This window comes from Pseudobutyrivibrio sp. 49 (assembly GCF_900100545.1).
Lineage (GTDB): Bacteria > Bacillota > Clostridia > Lachnospirales > Lachnospiraceae > Pseudobutyrivibrio.
Map to the genome: position 1 here is coordinate 55,159 of NZ_FNDP01000002.1, position 20,745 is coordinate 75,903.

23 protein-coding genes are annotated in these 20,745 nt (G+C 39.6%); all 23 read right to left on the reverse strand.

From position 1 onward, the window contains the following. Positions 1 to 36: 36 nt before the first annotated feature. Positions 37 to 975 (reverse strand): glycosyltransferase family 2 protein, encoded by a 939-nt coding sequence (locus BLP54_RS03605; RefSeq protein WP_090166867.1) that lies wholly within the window; start codon positions 973 to 975, stop codon positions 37 to 39. Positions 976 to 1,085: 110 nt separating this feature from the next. Beyond that, a complete protein-coding gene (locus BLP54_RS03610) occupies positions 1,086 to 1,817 on the reverse strand; it encodes a glycosyltransferase family 2 protein (RefSeq protein WP_090166869.1) in 732 nt (243 codons plus the stop codon). Positions 1,818 to 1,849: 32 nt separating this feature from the next. Next, positions 1,850 to 2,488 carry a sugar transferase gene (locus tag BLP54_RS03615; protein ID WP_090166871.1) on the reverse strand — a complete coding sequence of 213 codons (639 nt, stop codon included), beginning with the start codon at positions 2,486 to 2,488 and terminating at the stop codon, positions 1,850 to 1,852. Positions 2,489 to 2,490: 2 nt separating this feature from the next. After that, on the reverse strand, positions 2,491 to 2,991 hold the full coding sequence (locus BLP54_RS03620) for a pyridoxamine 5'-phosphate oxidase family protein (RefSeq protein WP_090166873.1): 501 nt from the start codon (positions 2,989 to 2,991) through the stop codon (positions 2,491 to 2,493). A gap of 101 nt (positions 2,992 to 3,092) precedes the next feature. Further along, a complete protein-coding gene (locus BLP54_RS03625; RefSeq protein WP_090166875.1) occupies positions 3,093 to 3,710 on the reverse strand; it encodes a superoxide dismutase in 618 nt (205 codons plus the stop codon). Positions 3,711 to 3,754: 44 nt separating this feature from the next. Then, the gene (gene pseG, locus BLP54_RS03630; protein ID WP_090166878.1) at positions 3,755 to 4,858 is read right to left on the reverse strand and encodes a UDP-2,4-diacetamido-2,4,6-trideoxy-beta-L-altropyranose hydrolase; all 1,104 of its coding nucleotides are present in this window, start codon (positions 4,856 to 4,858) and stop codon (positions 3,755 to 3,757) included. A gap of 6 nt (positions 4,859 to 4,864) precedes the next feature. Beyond that, the gene (locus tag BLP54_RS03635; protein ID WP_090166880.1) at positions 4,865 to 6,838 is read right to left on the reverse strand and encodes a polysaccharide biosynthesis protein; all 1,974 of its coding nucleotides are present in this window, start codon (positions 6,836 to 6,838) and stop codon (positions 4,865 to 4,867) included. A gap of 158 nt (positions 6,839 to 6,996) precedes the next feature. Continuing rightward, the gene (locus BLP54_RS03640; RefSeq protein ID WP_090166882.1) at positions 6,997 to 7,422 is read right to left on the reverse strand and encodes a type II toxin-antitoxin system HicB family antitoxin; all 426 of its coding nucleotides are present in this window, start codon (positions 7,420 to 7,422) and stop codon (positions 6,997 to 6,999) included. Between the two features lie 57 nt (positions 7,423 to 7,479). Beyond that, entirely contained in the window at positions 7,480 to 7,650 is a 171-nt protein-coding gene (locus BLP54_RS03645; protein ID WP_090166884.1) for a type II toxin-antitoxin system HicA family toxin, read from the reverse strand. A gap of 85 nt (positions 7,651 to 7,735) precedes the next feature. Further along, complete coding sequence (locus BLP54_RS03650; protein ID WP_090166886.1) at positions 7,736 to 10,675, reverse strand: TOTE conflict system archaeo-eukaryotic primase domain-containing protein; 2,940 nt, start codon at positions 10,673 to 10,675, stop codon at positions 7,736 to 7,738. 8 nt (positions 10,676 to 10,683) lie between these two features. Then, the gene (locus tag BLP54_RS03655) at positions 10,684 to 11,313 is read right to left on the reverse strand and encodes a flavin reductase (protein WP_090167127.1); all 630 of its coding nucleotides are present in this window, start codon (positions 11,311 to 11,313) and stop codon (positions 10,684 to 10,686) included. A 28-nt stretch (positions 11,314 to 11,341) separates the two neighbouring features. Beyond that, the gene (locus BLP54_RS03660; RefSeq protein ID WP_090166888.1) at positions 11,342 to 11,731 is read right to left on the reverse strand and encodes an HI0074 family nucleotidyltransferase substrate-binding subunit; all 390 of its coding nucleotides are present in this window, start codon (positions 11,729 to 11,731) and stop codon (positions 11,342 to 11,344) included. Further along, positions 11,718 to 12,008 (reverse strand): nucleotidyltransferase family protein, encoded by a 291-nt coding sequence (locus BLP54_RS03665; RefSeq protein ID WP_242870617.1) that lies wholly within the window; start codon positions 12,006 to 12,008, stop codon positions 11,718 to 11,720. The genes BLP54_RS03660 and BLP54_RS03665 overlap by 14 nt, the downstream gene beginning before the upstream one ends. 154 nt (positions 12,009 to 12,162) lie before the next feature. Next, on the reverse strand, positions 12,163 to 12,672 hold the full coding sequence (locus tag BLP54_RS03670; protein WP_090166890.1) for a hypothetical protein: 510 nt from the start codon (positions 12,670 to 12,672) through the stop codon (positions 12,163 to 12,165). Further along, a complete protein-coding gene (locus BLP54_RS03675; RefSeq protein ID WP_090166892.1) occupies positions 12,669 to 12,899 on the reverse strand; it encodes a hypothetical protein in 231 nt (76 codons plus the stop codon). The genes BLP54_RS03670 and BLP54_RS03675 overlap by 4 nt, the downstream gene beginning before the upstream one ends. A 131-nt stretch (positions 12,900 to 13,030) precedes the next feature. Then, the gene (locus BLP54_RS03680; RefSeq protein ID WP_090166894.1) at positions 13,031 to 13,924 is read right to left on the reverse strand and encodes a hypothetical protein; all 894 of its coding nucleotides are present in this window, start codon (positions 13,922 to 13,924) and stop codon (positions 13,031 to 13,033) included. Between the two features lie 38 nt (positions 13,925 to 13,962). Continuing rightward, the gene (locus tag BLP54_RS03685; RefSeq protein WP_090166897.1) at positions 13,963 to 14,298 is read right to left on the reverse strand and encodes a hypothetical protein; all 336 of its coding nucleotides are present in this window, start codon (positions 14,296 to 14,298) and stop codon (positions 13,963 to 13,965) included. Between the two features lie 15 nt (positions 14,299 to 14,313). Continuing rightward, a complete protein-coding gene (locus BLP54_RS16330) occupies positions 14,314 to 14,436 on the reverse strand; it encodes a PglD-related sugar-binding protein (protein WP_176754456.1) in 123 nt (40 codons plus the stop codon). Between the two features lie 11 nt (positions 14,437 to 14,447). Continuing rightward, positions 14,448 to 15,593, reverse strand: coding sequence for a CDP-glucose 4,6-dehydratase (rfbG, locus tag BLP54_RS03690; protein WP_090166899.1), 1,146 nt, complete (start codon positions 15,591 to 15,593; stop codon positions 14,448 to 14,450). A gap of 2 nt (positions 15,594 to 15,595) precedes the next feature. Further along, positions 15,596 to 16,738: a glycosyltransferase gene (locus BLP54_RS03695; RefSeq protein WP_090166901.1), complete on the reverse strand. Its 1,143-nt coding sequence runs from the start codon at positions 16,736 to 16,738 to the stop codon at positions 15,596 to 15,598. Positions 16,739 to 16,776: 38 nt separating this feature from the next. Then, entirely contained in the window at positions 16,777 to 17,640 is an 864-nt protein-coding gene (locus tag BLP54_RS03700; RefSeq protein WP_090166903.1) for an NAD-dependent epimerase/dehydratase family protein, read from the reverse strand. After that, positions 17,618 to 19,201: an HAD-IA family hydrolase gene (locus BLP54_RS03705; RefSeq protein ID WP_090166905.1), complete on the reverse strand. Its 1,584-nt coding sequence runs from the start codon at positions 19,199 to 19,201 to the stop codon at positions 17,618 to 17,620. The genes BLP54_RS03700 and BLP54_RS03705 overlap by 23 nt, the downstream gene beginning before the upstream one ends. A 2-nt stretch (positions 19,202 to 19,203) precedes the next feature. After that, positions 19,204 to 20,691, reverse strand: coding sequence for an ArnT family glycosyltransferase (locus BLP54_RS03710; RefSeq protein ID WP_090166907.1), 1,488 nt, complete (start codon positions 20,689 to 20,691; stop codon positions 19,204 to 19,206). Between the last annotated feature and the right edge of the window lie 54 nt (positions 20,692 to 20,745).

Sequence of the window (20,745 nt, forward strand, 5' to 3'; positions counted from 1 at the left end):
CTCAAACTTTTCAATATTCTTTGTGTACACTAAAAACTACCTCTCTTCTTGTACTAAGTACTTAGGACGATTCTTTGTCTCAAGATATGCCTTTGCAAGATACTCGCCAAGAATACCCATGCATAAAAGCTGAATACCTGAAACCAAAAGAATTATACAAACCATTGATGGCCATCCACTGGTAGGATCTCCAAAAATCAACGTACGAACAATGATGACTATAATAAACACAAATGCCACCAGGCACATAATCAAACCAAAGATAGATGCCATGATGAGTGGTGTGGTGGAGAATGCTACGATACCATCAATCGCATAAATGAAAAGCTTCCAGAAAGACCATTTTGTCTCGCCGGCAACACGCTCAACATTTTCAAACTCCAGCCATTTGCGCTTGAATCCAACCCAGCCGAAGATGCCCTTTGAGAATCGATTATACTCCTTCATTGAAAGAATTGCATCAACCACCTTGCGGGTCATCATCTGGTAATCGCGGGCACCGTCAACAATATCTGCATTAGAAATCTTATTCATGAGGCGATAGAACTTTCTAGCAAACCATGAACGAATAGGTGGCTCGCCCTTTCTATCTACGCGGCGTGTAGCAACGCACTCGTACTCGCCTGACTCGATGTAAGAAAGCATCTCTGGGAGCATGGCAGGTGGATCCTGCAAATCTGCATCCATGATAACTACGTAATCACCCTTTGACTTTTCAAGACCGGCATAGATACCTGCCTCCTTACCAAAGTTACGCGAAAACGATACATAGTGAACTCTGTCATCCTTAGCAGAAAGCTCTCGGAACACACCAAGAGTATTATCCCTAGAGCCGTCATCTACAAACACAAACTCTAAATCTACAGGGTTAAGTTTTCCCTCTTTTTCTAAATCTATAATCGCCTGATAGAACAATGGTAGTGACTCCTGCTCGTTGTAGCAAGGCACTACGATTGTCAGTATTTTTTTGTCCATATAAAAACCTTTTCCAATTTTGAATTTTTCTTAATGTATTATATCACAACCCCCGTGTGATTCAATAAGCCTGCGCCCCAGGAAGATTTTGCTATATTCCCAGCCAACTTTTACTCATCTAAGAATGCCTGAAGCTCCTCTGGTGTGCCCAGTACGTGAACTCTCTTTGGATCGATGTCAGAAATGTAAATTTCTCCACCCTTTGACAGCAGGTAATCGTACAATGGTGCCACGTACTTCTCGCCGTTTACAAGCTCCTGTGTCTTGCTGTAGTACTCGTTGTATAAATCCTCGTAAAGTCCACAGGTCTTGAAGTAATACGCACCAAGTGTGCAGTAATTAGAGATACGCTGCTTTTCCTTAATTTCTACTACCTTGCCAGCCTCGTCTAATCTTACAAAGCTCCAGTGATCTCCCTCTGCCTGGAAGCATGGGATAAAGCCATCACCCTTAAGCTCTGCGGAATTCATCTCGCCGGCCTCTACATATGTATCAATGTTGTAAATTAAAAGTGCATTGTCTCTATCCCAGAACTGGGCTGCCTTCATAGCTGTAGTAGCCTGACCATCTGTAAGATAATCAAGCACAATTACATGATAATTCTTGATGCCAAGCTCCTGGCATTTTCCGCTAATGAAAGCCTCAACATCAGCTGCCTCATCCTTCATAGCGATGAAAACATACTGATTCACTTCATTTTTGTAGCCTTCTAAGCTGATGAGTGACCACTCAAATAAAGTCTTGCCCTTTGCCTCAATCATGTATTTAGGCACTGTGTAGCCCATCTTTCTAAAACGTGAGCCGAGGCCCCCCATTGTAATTACTATGTCGATTTTACTCATGACATTATTCTCCTTTGTAAACTGTTTATTAATTAAAAAGGTGCTTTCCACTGGCTCGTTACACCCTCAGGTGTTCCAGTGAATGCCTCCATTGTAGCCGATGTTTCTGAGCTAATGCCCTCTTTCTTCAATACCGTATTTACGGTATCAATTATTATCTGAATATCTAATGCGAAGGACACGTTACGAGTGTACCAGACGTCCATGGCGAATTTATCTTCCCAGGATACGCTGTTGCGACCGTGAGCCTGCGCGTAGCCAGTGAGGCCTGGGCGCACATCATGGCGGTGGCGCTGCTCCTCATTATAAAGTGGAAGATATTGTACAAGCAGCGGACGTGGGCCAATAATTGCCATATGTCCCACGAGAATATTAAAAAGTTCTGGTAACTCATCTAACGATGTGCTTCGTAAAAATCTGCCGTACTTGTTCAAACGCACCTCATCTGGCAAAAGCTGTCCTGACGCATCCTTTCGGTTATCCATGGTGCGGAACTTTACTAATTTAAAAACTCGCTCGTGGTATCCAGGCCTTGCCTGAGTGAAGAAGGGATTGCCGCCCATGAAGATGGTTCCCAAGACTATCAGTATCACTAAAAGTGGCGACAACACGACTATCCCTACTAATGCCAATACAAAATCTATTAATCGCTTAAAACATTTTGCATACATAATTATTTATCATTCTCCTGCCCTGGAAGAGGCCTGAACTTTCCTGTCAGCTCCTCCACATCTATCTTCATAACTGTGACTATAGAAACCATACGTTCATCAAATGTGAACTCGTCCTTACCTGTCTGTGTTTTCATTATAGCCTGCAGTCCCTTATCTTTTTCCGCCGGGTCATCCACAAAGGTAATCTTTCCGGTTCCCATAAGGCATTCATAGCTTACTCCATATTGGCATGCCATCCTGCCTTCAAAAGGCTCAGCATAAAGCTCCATTGTGAAACAGCACTCTGGATTCTTTCTCATAATATCCAGCTTCCTGCCGGTGTGCCCACTATGAAGATAAAGAATGTAATGTCCATCAGACTCGTCTCTTGCGACACCATAGTTCATAGGCACCACATATGGTTTTCCATCATCCACCAGGCCTAGGTGAAGGTATAAGCAATTGTTCAGTATGTGGTCTATCTTATTTGGGTCAGTAATTTCCCGTTCTCGTCGTGTCATTTATCTCTCCACTTTATAAAATCACAAATAGTGGGGACAGAAAATTTCCCCACTATTGATATGACATAATCTATTATTTTTCTGACAATTAGCGCACAAAATTATCCTATTATCTCTTCATATCTTGCGCTGACCTTACTCCAGTCCAGCACTTCGAAGAACTCCTTAATGTAATCTGCTCTAAGATTCTTATATTTAAGATAATATGCATGCTCCCAAACATCCAATGCAACAAGAGGTATCATGCCGGTTCCCTCGGAAATTGGATTATCCTGATTGCCTGTTTTAGAAACTGCAAGCTTTCCCGATTTATCTGTAGAAAGCCATGCCCATCCAGAACCAAACTGTGTGGTAGCTGCTGTGGTGAGCTGCTCCTTTAAGGCATCCAAGCCTCCAAAAGTCTTATCAATAGCCTCTGCCAGCTTGCCGGTAGGTGCTTTAGCTGGGTTTGGAGAAAACATTTCGAAGTAAAGATTATGGTTATAATATCCACCGCCCTGATTCTTCAGTCCCTGACGAAGAGTAGCATCACTTACTTTATCGAGAGAAGCTAACAGTTCCTCCACTGGAAGGTCCGACATGCCAGCCTTCTCAGCCAGCTCATTAAAAGTCTTAGTATATGTAGCATGGTGTTTGCCATGGTGAGTCTCCACAGTGAGCTTGTCAATGTGTGGCTCGAGAGCATCTGTTGCATATGGCAATTTAATCTGTTCGTACATTGTAAAAACCCTCCCTTTTGTTATAAATTTTTATTAATTATACACTATTTTGAGCCTCTATTGCCAACTATTAGTTCCTCAACTAGCCTCTCAGCTCCGCAGCCATCTATAAGCTCCTGCATTCTTGTTCCAATCTTGCATCTCAAATTATAATCATCTGCCAGCTTTTCGGCAGCCTCTATAATTCTAAGTTGAGCATCAGCGTACAACTCTCCGCTAATCACTTCGTTTGCATCTATAGATTCAGGTACCCTTAAATCTCCTACATTAAGAGCCAAGCCTTGCTTTTCAAACGCCTCTGCTCCAGGAATCTGATTGTCTGCAATTGAATATGTAAGCATCGGCACGCCGCATGCGCAGATTTCATACATTGTAGAACCTGCTGCAGAAATGGCGATGTCACAGGACTGGATTAGTGATTTCATATCTGTTACATTTTCGTGCAAGACCACATTTTCCAATCCATCTGCCATAGAATGAATCTCTTCTCGGTCCTTATTCATGGTGCCAATCAGGAAATGATATACTCGCTCCTCGTTGTCCCTATTAGCAATGGTCTGCAATAATTTAATTGCCAAATGCAATTCATCGGACCCACCTGTGGAGACGAGAATGTCTCTTACCTGCTCTGGCTGAGTCTTGCGAGGTATTCCCTTGAACATCCCGCGAAGTGGAGTGACGGTCGGTCCAAGTATGAGTCTTGGCAATTTAATATCAGCGCCAGCATATAAACCTTCATAATCCACATATGGACCATAAGCGTTGTAATCAACCAAAATATCTACTGGATATGGAAATGTTGCCACGTCATCGATGTATGTTAGCGCCCCTGCTGGATACTTTTCTTTCAAATTCTTAAAGTATCCTTCCGTGACAAAATAGGAATCTAATATGATAATCTCCGGCTGCAAGCCATCTGGCCAGCTCTCTAATTCAGATTCCATATCTCTAAAATCACTTTTCAAAACAGCTGTGCTAAATCCCCGGTCATTTATAAGACTGACCACACTATCATCTGCCAGCACAAACAAAACATTTTTACCAATAGCGTTAAATGCATCAGCTACGCTAAGGCATCTCATTACGTGCCCCATGCCGATATTAGGATTTGCATCTGCTCTAAAAACTATGTCGTAATTATTGTTCATTTAGTATTATTTACCTGCATCAGAGTTTCTAAAGGTAACAACAGTCTCCTTAATCTTCTTCACAGTGCCCTCAGCCTCATTAGCGTAGGCCAACTTCATTAGCTCACCGAGCTGTCCGATAAAAGCAAGCGAATCAAACTTTATAGGCTCTGCAACGTGAATCATGTGATTCTCAGTTTCCTTAAGGCCTTCCTCGCTCATGAGCTTTTCTTCGTAGAGCTTCTCGCCTGGACGAAGACCGATTTCCTTGATTTCGATATCGATATCAGGACGAAGACCTGCAAGCTCAATCATGTTGCGAGCCAAGTCAAGAATCTTAACTGGCTCACCCATATCAAGAACGAAGATTTCTCCTCCAGATGCATTGGCTCCTGCTTTAAGTACAAGCGAAACCGCCTCTGGAATAGTCATGAAATATCGGATGATATCCCTGTGTGTAAGGGTAACTGGGCCACCCTCGGCAATCTGCTTTTTAAACAGAGGTACAACCGATCCGTTAGAACCAAGTACATTTCCAAAACGTACTGCCACATACTCAGTATGACCTGTACCTGCTGCAACCTTGCCCATCTCATTGCTGTCCACATCCACCTGATGTGTGATAAGACATGGGAGCTTATCCTCCTGATGAGTCTGCACCATGTAATCAAATGTCTGGATAATCATTTCGCATATACGTTTTGTGGCGCCCATAACATTTGTAGGATTTACAGCCTTATCTGTGCTGATAAGGACGAATCTGTCACAGCCATATTTCATGGCAGCATAAGCAGTTTTGTAGGTTCCCACCGCATTATTCTTGATAGCCTCGCAAGGGCTGTCCTCCATAAGTGGTACGTGCTTATGAGCTGCTGCGTGGTAGCAAATATTTGGTCTGTATGTCTCAAAAACTGACTCAATACGACGAGCATCGCGAACCGAACCAATCAAAGTAACTAAATCAAGATATGGATATTTCTTCTTAAGCTCCAGCTGAATGTCATAGGCATTATTTTCATATACATCGAAAATAATGAGCTGCTTTGGCTGATACTTTGCAATCTGTCGACAAAGCTCTGAACCGATTGATCCGCCACCGCCTGTAACAAGAACGACCTTGCCCTGAAGCTGAGCAGCCACATCCTCCTGGTGGAGGCTGATAGGATCGCGTCCAAGAACATCCTCGATAGTGATGTTCTGAAGATTTCCAGCACTGATAATTCCAGCCTTCTCAGCATACATATTTGGAAGCTGCTTGATTTTACAATTTGTCTGCTGGCAAATGTTAATCAGATTACGCTTCTCACTAGGACTGAGACTTGCTATAGCAATGAAGATTTCCTCGATGCCATAATCCTCTACAGCCTTGAGAATCTTATCTCTTCCACCAATAACCGCCACGCCATCAATGTAGCGTCCCCACTTGTTAGAGTTGTCATCGATGATAGCCACAATCTTTGAATTGCCATGGGCTCCGCCATCTACAAAATTTACATCGCGTAGAATCATACGACCAGCAGAACCGGCGCCAATAAGGAGTACCTTCTTCTCATCCTGCAACGCCACGTTCTGATTAGTGCGCATAAGAAGGACAAATCGATACGAAAATCTAATCATCACCGCGAAGAAAAACTGGAAGCCGATACCGAATACGTAATATGAAATTGGCATTCGCTGAATAAATGCTGTAACAAAAACCACCTTACAGAATATCGTAATTACGGTAGCGTAAATCAAACGCTTCAGCTCAAAGAAGCTGGCAAATCGCCAAATACTGCGATAAAGTCCGAGCAACTTATAAACTACCACTGTAAAAATCGCATAAGGAACGATGATGCGATAATACATGGATAAATACTGCCACCCAATATGGGTAAAACGGCAGTCAAATCTAAGCCATAAGGCCAAAAAATATGACAGTATAACTGTCAGTAAATCATATATTAAGAGCAAGTAGGCAATGAATTGCCAGTGTTTTATTCTCTCTAAAAATTTAAGCATTATGTGTTAACCTCTTTTGTCATGATAATTATCAAGGTATATTTTAGCATACTTCGATAAAACGGGCGAGACTATATGTCTCTATTGTTCTAGTGTTTCGCAACACACAAAAGAGCTAGTCGGCCTGACCGCTACTAGCTCTTTTAAAAAGACAAATTTTAATTGTTTATATTGTAATTTAAATTAAGGAGTTTTGCAATTGCATCCTGCAATACCCTAGAATAATTTAATCCAGCTTGATCCGCTTTTACTGTCATCCAATATGGTATAGTACAATTTTTTCGTACTGCACGATTGTCATATTGCTTTCTATACTCAGTAAGATCTACATCTACCATTGTCTGCAACCCATCTGAATAATCAAATACTTCCTTGTTAGCCTTTGCTTTTTTTACCGCTTCTTTATAGTTAGAAGATTTTGGCAAATCATCTTCTTTATCCATACAGGCTATACCTATGTAATCTCTAGCCATTTCAATTGCATCTGCCAAATCCTTACCTTCAGTATAACCATCTAAGTCGGGAATAAATACTAAAAAATCTTCCCCATACTCTTTAATTAATACTGGATAAGCAACTTTCATAGTAATTTCCCCTTTCTAATCTAAGCTAAATGACAGAGATACCAAGTAAGGTAGGGATTAAATCCCCGCCTTCTTGATAATCTGCTTTGCCGTTATCTCATTGAGTTCTTTATGTCTCGGCACAACTAACTGAATATTTCCATTAGTATAAATATCATGACCTCCACCATGTCTCAACAGATAATAGCCAGCATTTTCAAGGTTTTTAATTAAAATTTGTCTTTTCATCTTGCCACCTCGAAAACGGAATATTTAATTCATTTATAATTATACGCATTATATGCGCATTGTCAAATGCCATTCTATTCTATTATCACATCAACTCCAAGAGCTCAGCCGCAATCTTATCATCGCATACTCTCATGATATTGTCATCGGCATCCTCTTTTGATAATAAGTTTATACTTCCATACCACACAATCTGATTATCAATCACTGCAAATCTTTCACAATCCTCAGTTCGTAGTCTCACTTCGAATCCAGCGCGTCTAAGTCTCTCCAGGAGCTCCATTCTCACATAATCTTTACCATACACATAAACATCTGGATGCCAAGTTACTATCGTAATATTTACACCTTGCTCATATTTAGGTGACAGCAATTCGATAAGTTTTTCTACTTTATTCGTATTGATACGAGGACTAGAAACCACAACAGACTTCCTTGCTTCCACTAAATCTCTATTATAAACTACTCCATAAGTATCAATGCCGTAAATGGCGTTAGCCTCCTGCTTTTCCCACTCTATTCCTGTGCAAATATCATATCCTATCTTCTTGTAGGCTTTTAATCGTGACAAATACATTTTGTCAAACTTCGGAATATGAATATCTACATAATCAAAAACAACAACTTTATCCTTACCTGAGTAATCTCGATTTAATCTACCAACATACTGCTCAACCACATTTTCCCCTCTGATTGGTGTAGCCATAAAAAGTGTATCTAGACGTGGATAATCAAATCCCTCTCCCAATAAAGAACCTGTTCCTACTAAAATCAAGCTTTCATTTTCCCCAACTGAATTAAGTTCAGCCACTTGTGCCCTTCTAGCTTTTGACCCATCCTTACCTGTGAGAAGAATCACTCTATCAGCCTTACCTTGCATGTTAGCAAACAACTTCTCTGCATGATTTACAAATTTTGTCAGTATTACAGGTGTTCTTCCCGCTTCAACACATACCACTACATCATTTACTATCTGTTTATCCCTGACATCATTATTCCTAATCAATTCATATGCATCATTACCATATGGAGACTTATTCAAATGATGGCTGACAACTGTTCTTGTAAATCTTGGATAAACCAAATGCGGTATTCCCTGCTCCTTCGCCCTATCTTTAGCAGTAAATCTGTACCTTATTGGACCAAGCAAAAGCTCATTAGTTTTCTCTTTTCCATCGCCTCTTTTAGGTGTCGCCGTGACACCATATAAATATCTTGCAGTAACTTCTCTTAATATTTCGACAGCAGAATCTGAGGCACCATGATGGCATTCATCTAGAATAACTTGACCATATTGTTTCAAAAATGGATGTAATCCATCTTTCTTCTTTAGCGATCTAATCATTGCAACATCAACTATACCTGTCAATGAATCATGTGCACCTTGCAAATTTCCGATTAAATCTTTCCGCCTCTTTACACGTCCAGTTTTAGTCTTATACTCAGGAAGCTCTTCATCAATTACTAAAAATTCTTTCAGTCGCTCTGTCCACTGATTCATCAATTCAGCTTTATCCACCAAAATCAAAGTATTAACCTGATGTTTGGCAATCAAATCACAACATACTACTGTCTTACCAAACGCAGTTGCAGCATGAAGTATCCCTTCGTCGTACTTCATCATAGTGCCTAGGGCTTCTTGCTGTGAGTCCTTTAATTCCCCTAAAAAAGACACTTTGATTTTCCTGCCATATTCGCGTTCATCTGTAATTTGATATTTAATACTTGAAGCCCTCAAGAGCTCCTCTACCTTTTCTTTAAGACCTCGCGGTAGTGCAATATAATCTCCTACATCCTCACCGAGATATATGAATCTGGGAGTATCATAATTAGGCATTTCCATAGCCTGATTTCTATAATAGTCTCGATTTGAAAATGCCGCCAGCTGTCTCAGTTTTCTCTTTAACCCGTTTGATAGATTACTCCTCTTTATATACAACTTATCAGCAATCGTTATATCCACATAACCTTCTACATCTGAAGCAGATATATTATCTGTATCCTTCCATGGAATATAATTCTCATCATCTTCGTTTGTGATTGGCTTACTCCACTGCAACAGGTAGCTTTCAATCTCTGTCCTTGTTAGCCTGCGAACGCCCCCTAACGCCTGAAGCTGATTTGGATATGCATTCCAATTTTCATCAACAAAAGCACTATTTCCCTCTCGCAAAGCTCGACCTTGCAATGGTAGTGCAATCACATTTCCCAGTCCTCCTGGTAGCAGTGTGTCTTGTGTAGGTATCATTCTGTCATAATATCTAAAAGATTTTAAATCCACAGACTGTGCTCCTCTTTCCAATAGAGCAAATCCAAATCTTCTTGCCAGCTTCGCTGGGATCATTTCTTTAAAGAAAATCCATACATGGGCGCCATTGCCAGAACGAGAACGCTCTACTATTTCAGGAATCGATAATTCTTTGCATATAGCAATTAACGCATCAACTTCTTCCATCCAATCTTGATTGATGTTTGCAAAGTCCTCCTGCTCTGAGCCCTGTGCATGATTGTCAAAATCAAAAACTAACAGCTGACACATGTTATTTTCTAATGTAGGATATATTGCCACCACATCATTACCGTTTGGGTCAGCCCCTCTCAAATGAGCTTTTATCAAATCTGATGTGACTGGCTTATATGCACGAATCTGGCAATCTTTACATCTAACTCCATCATGTTTATTTATATGACATTCTTTATCCCATCTGTTAAAACACTGTGTGTAATAGCCTGTTTTTCCAGTCTTCGGATTACAATAACGAAGGTCATAAACATCCTGCCTACCTCTGCAGAAAAGCATAAAAAAAATATTGGCGTTTTTATCATTTATCTCGATTGGTTCAATTCTTGCGCCTTGATTTTGTTCGTACTTTTCCTGAGTGTAATCTGTCTGTGCACCTGCAATGTTCTTCTCATTATAAGAAATCCCTGCCTCATCCAATAATTGTTTGAGGCAGAGATTTTCGTGCTCTAGTTGTTCTATTTTCTGTTTCAGTTCAGATATTTGCTGTTGATATGATTCCATCACTTTTCTTATCTCACAACCTTCTCAAAGTCCGCCTTTGGATGCTTGCAAATCGGACAGATGAAATCATCAGGCAATTCCTCGCCCACATACTCATATCCGCATATGCGGCATCTCCAAACTGTCTCGCCCTTTGGTGTGGTTCCAACAGCCTCAGGCTTTGGCTTGATATTATTCTGATAATAGTCGTATGTGACTGATGGTACATCAGAAAGCACAGTCATAAATGTAGGCTCACAGATAAACAATGTGTGCGAACCCAAATCTACCGTCTCCATAACCTTCAGCGAAAAGTATGCATTAGTTCCAGCAACAATATATGGGATTCCATTATCTGCCTGTTTGTAATTCTCCTTTGGATAATCAGCAAATTTATCTACATCACGTCCTGACTGAAATCCAAAATGCTTGAACAAATCAAAGGAAGCATCCTGACTAATGACAGAAATGTTGCAAGCGCCGGTTTCTTTCACCATATCGTGAGTGAAATTCGCCTTGTTAATTGCTACGGAAATACGATTGGGCTCCGATGCCACCTGAATAGCGGTGTTGATGATGCAGCCATTAGCTCTGCCATCACGAACCGCTGTACATACAAACAAACCATAGGATAACTTAAACATTGCCTTAGTGTTCATTTCCGCCATAATAACCCCCTCCTTTTAATTACAACCAATTTGAATCCATTTCATCCTTTAAGTCTTGGAACATTTTCACATATTTTTGCTTGGAATTATTGATAATGCTCTTTGCTATAGCCTCGTTATAAGAATGTGCGACATTATTTCTATCAACAAGTGCAGCCAACCATATCTCTTCATCGTTTATCAATCCCGCACTGTACGCTGCTTTGATAATTTGTCTTGGAGAGCCTGTTTTAAAATCCATATATCCCCCATTTTCCATTATCTCTTTTATAGCTTTCCATGCTTGTTCAAAACATATTTCAAACAAACCTACCATACCAGTAATCTCAACGGTACCTACCGGATCTTCATAATCATAAATATGCTTCAAATTATTAAGTGCATTTGCAAAATTCTCATATTTTTTCATATATTACTATTCCTTCTTTTTTTATCGATTCCAATAGTTCTTTTTGCACAGGACGCTCTAAGTCGATAATATCGAATTTTAGTAACGTATCTATTTCTTCATCCACTTCTAAAATAAATGCGTTAGAATCCCCGCCACAAAAAGCTAAATCTATATCGCTTCTTTCTTTATAATCTCCCCTGGCCCTAGAGCCAAATAATATTACTTTATCTACTTTATTCCTCTTGGCAGCCTTAATAATTTCTTCACATATACTCTTTTTTAACCCGTTTTCCACAGTGTCTACCTCCCATAACAAATAAAAAAGCCAGCGCCGCAAACAGGATGCTATGCGGAAACTAAGTCCTAATTATTCCTAAACAAGAGTCACGTGGCTAGCTATAAATCATTATATTTTATGGGTTGGTTATTCGCAAGTTGCTTACACAAGCCTACCATCCCATCGGTAGATCAAGCTTCCACAGAAAAGTATCAATATCCATACTCATAGCTCCAGCACCTGACTTTGAAGATTTGATATAAACTTTACCTAGCTCTGATTTTATGCTTACATAAGAACCGTCATCCCTGTATATCTTCATTTCCTCTGGTTGATTTTCAAGGATACTCAATGGATTGTTCATCTCTTTCAATGCTTGAATTTCACTATCAATCATATAAAACTCAATCTCTGTTATATTCCTTGGCTTCTTCAACCCTTTTGTCCTGGAACTGCCATCGGTATTCTTGAATCTGTCTGCAAATAGAACATCATCACTCATCCTAGCAAGTAATTCCGATACACCTTGAATATTAGTAATAGCTTCTCCTGAAAGAACTCCTTCAACTACTTTCCGATATTCATCTGTGGTTACTTCAATCCCCATCTGCTCTTTGTCTGGATTCTGTTTATATGTTTTTCCATTTTCGTATTTTATGCTGTATGTGTAGTTTAGTCTCATCGATAAGTCCTAAAAATGCCGCGTTTATTTAAACGATAATAACAACTTGCTTCTATACCTTTACCTAACGGGGTAGAGATTAAATCAAATAAATAATTGATAGTTCCTCCATGAAACACCTTCATTACATCAAATTCACTACACCTCGTCTTTTCTGCCAACTCATGGATTGAATGAGGTTCATGATCCATCATAATACTTAGAATTAAACAAATATCTCGCTTCATCAAAAGCACCTCCTTTATATTTTAATAATTATATTATAATGGACCATTTTTGAATTTATCCCTCCTCTGAGGACATAAATTTTTAGAAGTTCTTCTTTTCTCCCACCTCTTGTCCAAAGCATTTAAATTTATCATTTATTTAAATAAGCTCTATACTCTCGAGTAGCAATAAAATCATTAATATTAACCTTCTTTAGTGCAAAGCCCAAAATATCATTAAATTTGTCACCAAAAACGTCTCTTATTTTTCCCACATCCCCAACATCGCTTATCTGTATTTCCCCAGTATTAAGAGCATCAATAAATAATTGATTTGTTATGATACCCTCATTCAAGGCAGCATTTAATTCCTCCAGTTTTTTACTCCATCTCTCTGTAAAATCTTTTGAATAATTAATGCAGTAAATAGCTGTTACATCTGGTTCAAGTTTACCATCAAACGAATTAACTTTTGATATATTAATACTAAAAAGCCTCGAACCTTGTGATAAATCGAACGCATTCACTTCGGCATCATTCATCAACTTATACTCAGAATCTTTATAATACAAATTGAGAATAAATAATGCTCCTAACGCATTTAGACAATTAATCATGTTTGCTTTTTTATAATTGTCTATTCTGTTATGCTTAACCGCTTGATAAGCCCGCTTCCATCTGATAGCTCTATCTCCAATTTCATCAGCTTTTTTCAACGGCTTAAGATATTTATTTTCGGATTTTTCAAATAAAATCTCTGTGTTTGATACAATAAGTACTTTTTTATCAAGCAACCATGTTTTATTTAAATATTTAAGACAAATATTATCGAAATACTTTTCACTGTCTTTTTGAATAATTGGTCCACCCGCAATATCATATAGAATCTTTGATAAAGCTTCTACCTCGACGGCAGTTCTCAATAAAATATCTAGATACTTTTCTGAGTATACCTCTGCCTGTAAATCGTCACACAAAACATATTGAAACGTAGATATAAATTCATCTTCTAACGATTTATAAATTGGCCAAAAATAGTTTTTCATACGTTTCATCCCCGTATCCCATAGCCCAAAGATTTAACTTATCTTTCTAACCATCCATAATAATCTTTAGCCCACTGAGCACATTTCTCTTCAACTTCGTCTGACGATATTTCTCCTGGAACATATAGATAATACAACCTGGATTCTTTACTATAACTCGGAATTACATCAACTCCAGTTTCGCTACATATTAATTCCATCAACATCGACGAACCCAATTCCTCAATTAGATATGAATCAAGTTTTCCACATTGTCCTTCGAATACAATGCCATCACTCAGGATATAATCACATATGCTTTCTAAATCCGTACCCAAATGCACCTTCAATTCTTCTAAATTAGAAAATTTATAAAAATGTGTTCCATTACTCATCTATATCTCCCCCCCCTAATAATAAATATTCATCTTCTTCACCGCTGGGTTGTCATCCAAGAAAACAACTTCATCGTATCCGCATCTCAATGCTATATCCGCTATTACTTTTCCGTGCCAGCTAGCACCGATTATCACTAATTATTTCATTAATAATCCTTTTTAATATTTTTTTGCGCCAATCTCTCCCCTACAAACTCCTCAATCTGCCTATCCATCACAGCCCCAACATCCTCGCCATTCAGGTAAGCCACCGACCACTCAACAATCTTCTCCATTGTAGTCTCAACGTTCCAAACAGGCTTCCATCCAAATATTGTCTTCAACTTGCTACAATCAAGCTTAAGGAAATTAGCCTCGTGAGGGCCACCATCATGCTTGTTAACCCATTTTGCTTTATTAAGCGCAGCAGAACAGCCAGCAGCCTCAGCAACAACATTCCACTTATCACAAAACAGCTGCACGAGCTCACCTGTAGTCCAACAGTCACTGTCATCTGGCCCCACGTTATAGCTTCCAGCTAATGTTCTGTCCTTATACTGAGCCTCAGCAATCATAAGGTAAGCCATAACTGGCTCGAGTACATGCTGATATGGACGAGTAGAATATGGATTGCGCACAACAATCTCCTGGCCATCTGACACAGCACGGATACAATCTGGGATGATTCTGTCATTTGCAAAGTCGCCACCGCCGATTACATTACCAGCACGACATGTTGTAACCGCAGGCGCATCCACACAATACATCTTATGGTACTCCTCATCAGTAAAGAAAGAATTCTTGTAACTTGATGTTACAAGTTCCGAACAAGACTTCGAGTTAGAATAAGGATCAAATCCATTAAGCTCCTCGTTCTCACGATAGCCCCACTGCCACTCCTTGTTCAGGTAAACCTTGTCTGTGGTAACATTCACGAAAGAACGTACACTTGGCGAGCGACGCGCCGCCTCGCAAATGTTAACTGTTCCCATGACATTAGTCTCATATGTATATACAGGATCCTTATATGAGTCACGCACGATTGGCTGAGCCGCCATGTGAATCACAATCTCTGGCTTCACTTCCTCAAACACCTTGAGCAAATGTGCCAAATCGCGAATGTCTCCCTCAACTGAATTCATCTGTGAAGCCAATCCAAGCATATCAAAAAGGCTTGGTTCTGTAGGAGCCTTCAGTGCATAGCCTGTCACATCCGCCCCTGCGTTGATAAGTGCCTTGCACATCCATGAGCCCTTAAAACCTGTATGTCCTGTAACTAATATTCTTTTTCCTTTATAAAAGTCTAAATTCATATTTACAACTCTCCCATCAGGCTCTTTCTATCTTCAAGAACTCTTCTAAAGAACTCCTGCTGTTCAAAGCCTTCCTCTACGAACTTGCGTCCTGCTGTACCCATAGCTTCCAAATCAGCAGACATTATTCTCTTCATTGCCGCAGAAAGCTCCGGAATAGATTTCTTTTCAATAACATATCCAGTCACATCCTTAAGCATAGCATCTGTTGGGCCTGGAATATTTGAAACAATTACAGGAACCGCCATAGCCTCTGCCTCCACAACTCCCATGCCAAAGCCTTCGCGGTAACTAGGAAGCACGTAAGTGTCCATTGCAGCCAGATACTTCTCTACATCACTTACGAATCCTGCGAAAATAACTCTACGCTCTGCCTTTGCCCATTCCATCAATTTCACATCTATTGTAGCATCAGCTTCATCTGGACCAACGAATATCAGATAAGCATTTTTTTCAACTGCAAATAAATCCTTAGCTGCAGCCAATAATTCATTAATACCTTTATCTCTGGTGATTCGTCCTACATAGCCATAGACAAACGCATCCGTAGGAATAGACAATTTTTCACGCACAAGACTACGCCATGCATCTTTATTCTCCACCTGAAACTTATCAAGCTTCACACCGCATGCACTACCGTTCCAGATCACCGAACCCTTATCACTAGGATACAGCCCCTCAGCATGCGAAAAATCCAAATTGCCCATGCTGTCCGGCTCAATCCAAGTAGCTGATGAACAAACATATTTCTCCACGGCTTTAAAAACACGACGTTCCAATCCAGAGAAGCCTACAAAAGCCATGCCCCACTGACAGTAAAGTCTTACCGGCACCTTTGCCATCTTTCCAGCCATAGATGCATACAAAGATGCATTTGGAGTTGAATACTGAATCAAATCGAATTTCTGCTCCTTGAAAAACCTCTTCATCTCAAGCATTGCGCCGATTCCGGCAAAGCTGATTCCTCTCTCCATCTTTATAGGATGATAGTGAATATACTCCGGCAGGCTAGCCCCGAAATCCTCATCCTCATCACAAACAAAAGTAATATCCCAATCAGTATGCTCGTGAATATATTTAGCACTCTCTAAAATGAAAGCATTAATTGTCGATGGAACTGTAGTTATATAACAAATCTTTTTCAAGATAATCCTCCCGATAATACAAAGATATCAACAGACTCTTATTTTGCAACAGTCCTTCTGATACCTTCTTCAAAACTCACAACTCTGTAATTCACTCCCTCTATCTCAGATAGCTCGGCAGCATACTCGATTCCTCCGTATGCCTTTCGAGCCAAAGAAGTCCACGAAAACAGATATGCTCCCAAGCCCAGTAACTTAGACCGACCTCGAGACAAACCTATTCCAGAAGCAATGGCAGACATCAACTCAACGGCACTCACTGCCTTGTCATCCTGTGGCATAAAAACTCCACCCTTGTGAGCCAAAGCCAAGCCATAAATGAGCTCCACCAAATTATCAATGTAAATCACGCTCTGTTTTACACCATTATAAGCTGCCGGAATAACTGGCAACTTTCTTACAATGGAAGTAAATCCTGTAATATAACCACCCTTGCAACCTTTTCCATAAACATTTGGAGGTCTTACAACTGTGACTGTAAATGACTCATCTGCCAGCTCGCCAAGAGCCAGCTCGGCCTCGTATTTACTTCTTCCATAAAGACTTGTAGGGTTAGGCACCGAAGCTGCATCTAGAACATTTCGTACCAGCTTCTTTTCCACTCCGTACACACCCATGGTACTAAGGAAAATAAACTGCTTTACTCCAGCGGCCTTTGCAACCCTTGCAATTTCAACTGGTAAAACAGTATTCACCTGATGATAGGTCTCCCAATCGTTAATGGTCTTGTTGTGCACAATAGCCGCAACCTGAATCACAACATCAACACCTGTAAAATCAAAGTCACGCCACAAATCGTTTCTGGCATCCACTTCCACGACTTCATTTCCGGAAGCCTCCAAAAACCTGGCACCGATATGATGCCCTATATAGCTATCCTTACCAATTATAGATATCCTCATCTTTTGCCTCTACATCTACAAAGTATAATCCGTCCTCATTTCTAAACCATTTGAACTTCATGCCAAGCTGCTTTGGCGCCTGACAATCCTTGGACAGATTATCTCCAACATACATAATATTCTCGAAGGGCATACGCCAACGATTCTGCATAATTCTGAAGGAAATATCATTAGGCTTTCTAAACTGAACACCACCAAGCTCGTCAGTGATAATGATGTCATCCACCAACTCTTCCAATCCAAGAGCCTTTATCTTATTCTTCTGGCCCTCAACACGACCATCAGTAATAATACCAAGCTTAATACCTGACTCCCTGAGAGCGATCAACCTATCCTTCACGCCTGAATAAAAATGAATATCCGGCATCTGCTCTCGGTAAACTTTCAAACATTCATCCTTAGTATCAAGCATACCCACCGACTCTAAATAACAATCAATAGCAGCCTTACCCTGGCTGAAATACTCCCAAAGCTTGTCAGCTGCTCCAGCAATTCCCAGATACTCTTCTATTTTCTTATAACCAGAACGAACATACTCCTTCTCACCATATAAAGTATCATCCAAATCAAAAATGATTCCGCGAAGCTGTGCATCTTTTCCGCTAGAAATACATACGCTGTCATCAAATCTGCTGTAAATGGCATCATCCTCGATGACACCATCAAAGTATCCTACTGACTCTCCGCAAAGCAATCTCAACACCGCCTCTGCAGAACGGGCGCCAGCCTTCATTGATAAAGGAGCGCCGCCGCCATAACGAGGATTGATTTCGATATAGTAATTCTCTCCAGTAACCTCATCCTGAATCAACTGAACTGTCATAGGGCCGCATGGCTTAAAGTCAGCAATAAGCTTCTTGCTTTCCTCTATCATTACAGAATCCATGTGAATCTGAGTCTTCAAAACCTCGCCTGCACGCACCTGAAGACGCTCTCTTGGTGTGATGAAAATTGGATTTCCATCAAAGTCGCAGAAGATGTCAATAGTATATTCCCTACCAGACACGAATGGCTGAATAATATAATCCTCCACCTGATGAGCATATACCTCCAACTCCTGTGCATCCTCTACCTTGAAAGCATTAATACTACTGCTTCCATCCTTAGGCTTGATGAAGCATGGGAATTTATTATCGTATTTGCGATAATCATTGTAGGTCTTAGGAGCCTTCAAACCGCAGGACTCGAAAAACTCGCCTGTATTGTTCTTATCTCTGCAAATTGCAATCTTATCAGGCTTGCTAATCAACACCTTTGTTCCGATTTCATCAAAGCGACCAGCGTTCTGAGATAATACTAATAAATCTGTATCAATTGTTGGAATGAGCAAATCGATATTGTCCGCCTTACAGATTTCCAGAAGCTCATCAATATACTGAGGCTCCTTCATTCCGCAAACACGTCTTGTGAAATCGCAATATGCCAATGCAGGTGCTGTACCAGCCATATCTGCACCGTAGATTTTTAGATTGACCTTCAGACATAAAGCTGCCTGTCTGAAAGCTTTAAGTAATTCAATTCGTCTTCCAACGCCTGTAAATAAAATATGTATTTCTTGCATTTCTATTTTCTTCTCCACAAAGTATAGCCAGCTTCATTCTGAAGATGTACTTCATAATTAGTTTCAAGGATATCTCGAATTGTGTCGTAATTCCCTTCTGTCAAAATCCATTTAGCTTTAAGAGTACCATACTCTTCAACTATTTCTTTTTTAACTTTTTCTGAGGCCTGGCTAAACCATTGCTCAAATAAGCAATACTTATAATCAGGAATAGTATTTGTGACCATATATACATCATCAATTTTGAATCCGCCATATGCTACAAAAGAGTCAAGCTCATCCACCGGAATTACACATGTTACACCTTCATAATCTCGTACAATACGTTCTCTATAAAAGCGTTTATCTACGGCTTCTGCAACACTAGGAACAGTATTTGCCACTAAATAATGGCCAACCCATACTATAGATAAAACAGCAACTAAAAACTTAAAGTAATCATCCTTTTTTGTCCACATTATTAGCATACCAAAAAAGATTGGAATATTAACCATACATATGAAAGGATATTGATTGTATAAATCACCTAGATTGAATACATATCCCTCAACTAAAGCTGTTATCGTAAATGCGATACACATTCTGTACTGCTTGTTAACAAATGTAACCAATACAATCACCCATATACAATGATAGGCCAAATAACTGTTGATAAATGTAATAACACCATTTGAACCCCATGCAGGGAACCAATTAGTAAGCGTCTCTGTATATAAATAATTATGAATAAAGGTACCATAAATAAATTCATAAAAAGCATGATGGAATGCAAAATATAAAGAAAATGGTACCCATACAACTAAAATACCAACTATACCTGCAACTAGATTCTCTACTAAATTCTTATACTGCTTGTTAATAATCAATGAAATAAATACAACAAAAATCAGACCAATAATCTGGGCGATATTTGTCAGTCTTGTAAGAGAGCATATTCCAATGGTAATTCCATAAAGAAAGGCCCAGCTATAGTAATGATTCTTTTCCTCGGATGCAGATTTGTAGTATTTCATCAAACCGTACACTGTCCAATTTATAAAAGGCATGCAAAACTCTTCGACAGTATCTCCATTAATATAATTAATCTTCATTAATAGAATTGTAAGCACAGTGATTAGAATTGCATACTTTTTGCTTTTGTCAAAAAGGGTAGAAATCTTATAAACACCAGTCAAAGATGCTGTCATAAAGATAATCTGTAATAAACAAATACCGTATTTTCTTCCCCCACCAATAACAAAACCAAGCATATTCACAAAAAATATCCATGGTCCCTTGTGATCAAAAAATTCTACATATGGAATCTTGCCCTTGTACCACATCTTTCCGAATGTAATATAGCAGGCACTATCATACCCATAAAAATCCCTATAGAGTGGTGATGTAGAATAAGAAAATAATATTACAAAAGCACTGCTTATTACAAAGCAAGCCAAAAACCAACTCCAATTCTCTTTAACCAAATCTCTTATATTAATCTTTTTAAGCATAATTCATCGTTTCCTTTTCCATTTTTCACTACTCATATACTTCATCCCAACAGT

Bases quoted from the DNA above. Each gene is read 5' to 3' on its own strand.
- BLP54_RS03685 (WP_090166897.1), bottom strand. From the start codon at position 14,298: ATGAGTAATGGAACACATTTTTATAAATTTTCTAATTTAGAAGAATTG.
- BLP54_RS03610 (WP_090166869.1), bottom strand. From the start codon at position 1,817: ATGAGTAAAATCGACATAGTAATTACAATGGGGGGCCTCGGCTCACGT.
- BLP54_RS03640 (WP_090166882.1), bottom strand. From the start codon at position 7,422: ATGAAAGTTGCTTATCCAGTATTAATTAAAGAGTATGGGGAAGATTTT.
- BLP54_RS03625 (WP_090166875.1), bottom strand. From the start codon at position 3,710: ATGTACGAACAGATTAAATTGCCATATGCAACAGATGCTCTCGAGCCA.
- BLP54_RS03705 (WP_090166905.1), bottom strand. From the start codon at position 19,201: ATGCAAGAAATACATATTTTATTTACAGGCGTTGGAAGACGAATTGAA.
- BLP54_RS03620 (WP_090166873.1), bottom strand. From the start codon at position 2,991: ATGACACGACGAGAACGGGAAATTACTGACCCAAATAAGATAGACCAC.
- BLP54_RS03650 (WP_090166886.1), bottom strand. From the start codon at position 10,675: ATGGAATCATATCAACAGCAAATATCTGAACTGAAACAGAAAATAGAA.
- BLP54_RS03675 (WP_090166892.1), bottom strand. From the start codon at position 12,899: ATGAAGCGAGATATTTGTTTAATTCTAAGTATTATGATGGATCATGAA.
- BLP54_RS03615 (WP_090166871.1), bottom strand. From the start codon at position 2,488: ATGTATGCAAAATGTTTTAAGCGATTAATAGATTTTGTATTGGCATTA.
- BLP54_RS03710 (WP_090166907.1), bottom strand. From the start codon at position 20,691: ATGCTTAAAAAGATTAATATAAGAGATTTGGTTAAAGAGAATTGGAGT.
- BLP54_RS03655 (WP_090167127.1), bottom strand. From the start codon at position 11,313: ATGAACACTAAGGCAATGTTTAAGTTATCCTATGGTTTGTTTGTATGT.
- rfbG (WP_090166899.1), bottom strand. From the start codon at position 15,593: ATGAATTTAGACTTTTATAAAGGAAAAAGAATATTAGTTACAGGACAT.
- BLP54_RS03645 (WP_090166884.1), bottom strand. From the start codon at position 7,650: ATGAAAAGACAAATTTTAATTAAAAACCTTGAAAATGCTGGCTATTAT.
- BLP54_RS03700 (WP_090166903.1), bottom strand. From the start codon at position 17,640: ATGAGGATATCTATAATTGGTAAGGATAGCTATATAGGGCATCATATC.
- pseG (WP_090166878.1), bottom strand. From the start codon at position 4,858: ATGAACAATAATTACGACATAGTTTTTAGAGCAGATGCAAATCCTAAT.
- BLP54_RS03670 (WP_090166890.1), bottom strand. From the start codon at position 12,672: ATGAGACTAAACTACACATACAGCATAAAATACGAAAATGGAAAAACA.
- BLP54_RS03660 (WP_090166888.1), bottom strand. From the start codon at position 11,731: ATGAAAAAATATGAGAATTTTGCAAATGCACTTAATAATTTGAAGCAT.
- BLP54_RS03635 (WP_090166880.1), bottom strand. From the start codon at position 6,838: ATGCTTAAATTTTTAGAGAGAATAAAACACTGGCAATTCATTGCCTAC.
- BLP54_RS03680 (WP_090166894.1), bottom strand. From the start codon at position 13,924: ATGAAAAACTATTTTTGGCCAATTTATAAATCGTTAGAAGATGAATTT.
- BLP54_RS03605 (WP_090166867.1), bottom strand. From the start codon at position 975: ATGGACAAAAAAATACTGACAATCGTAGTGCCTTGCTACAACGAGCAG.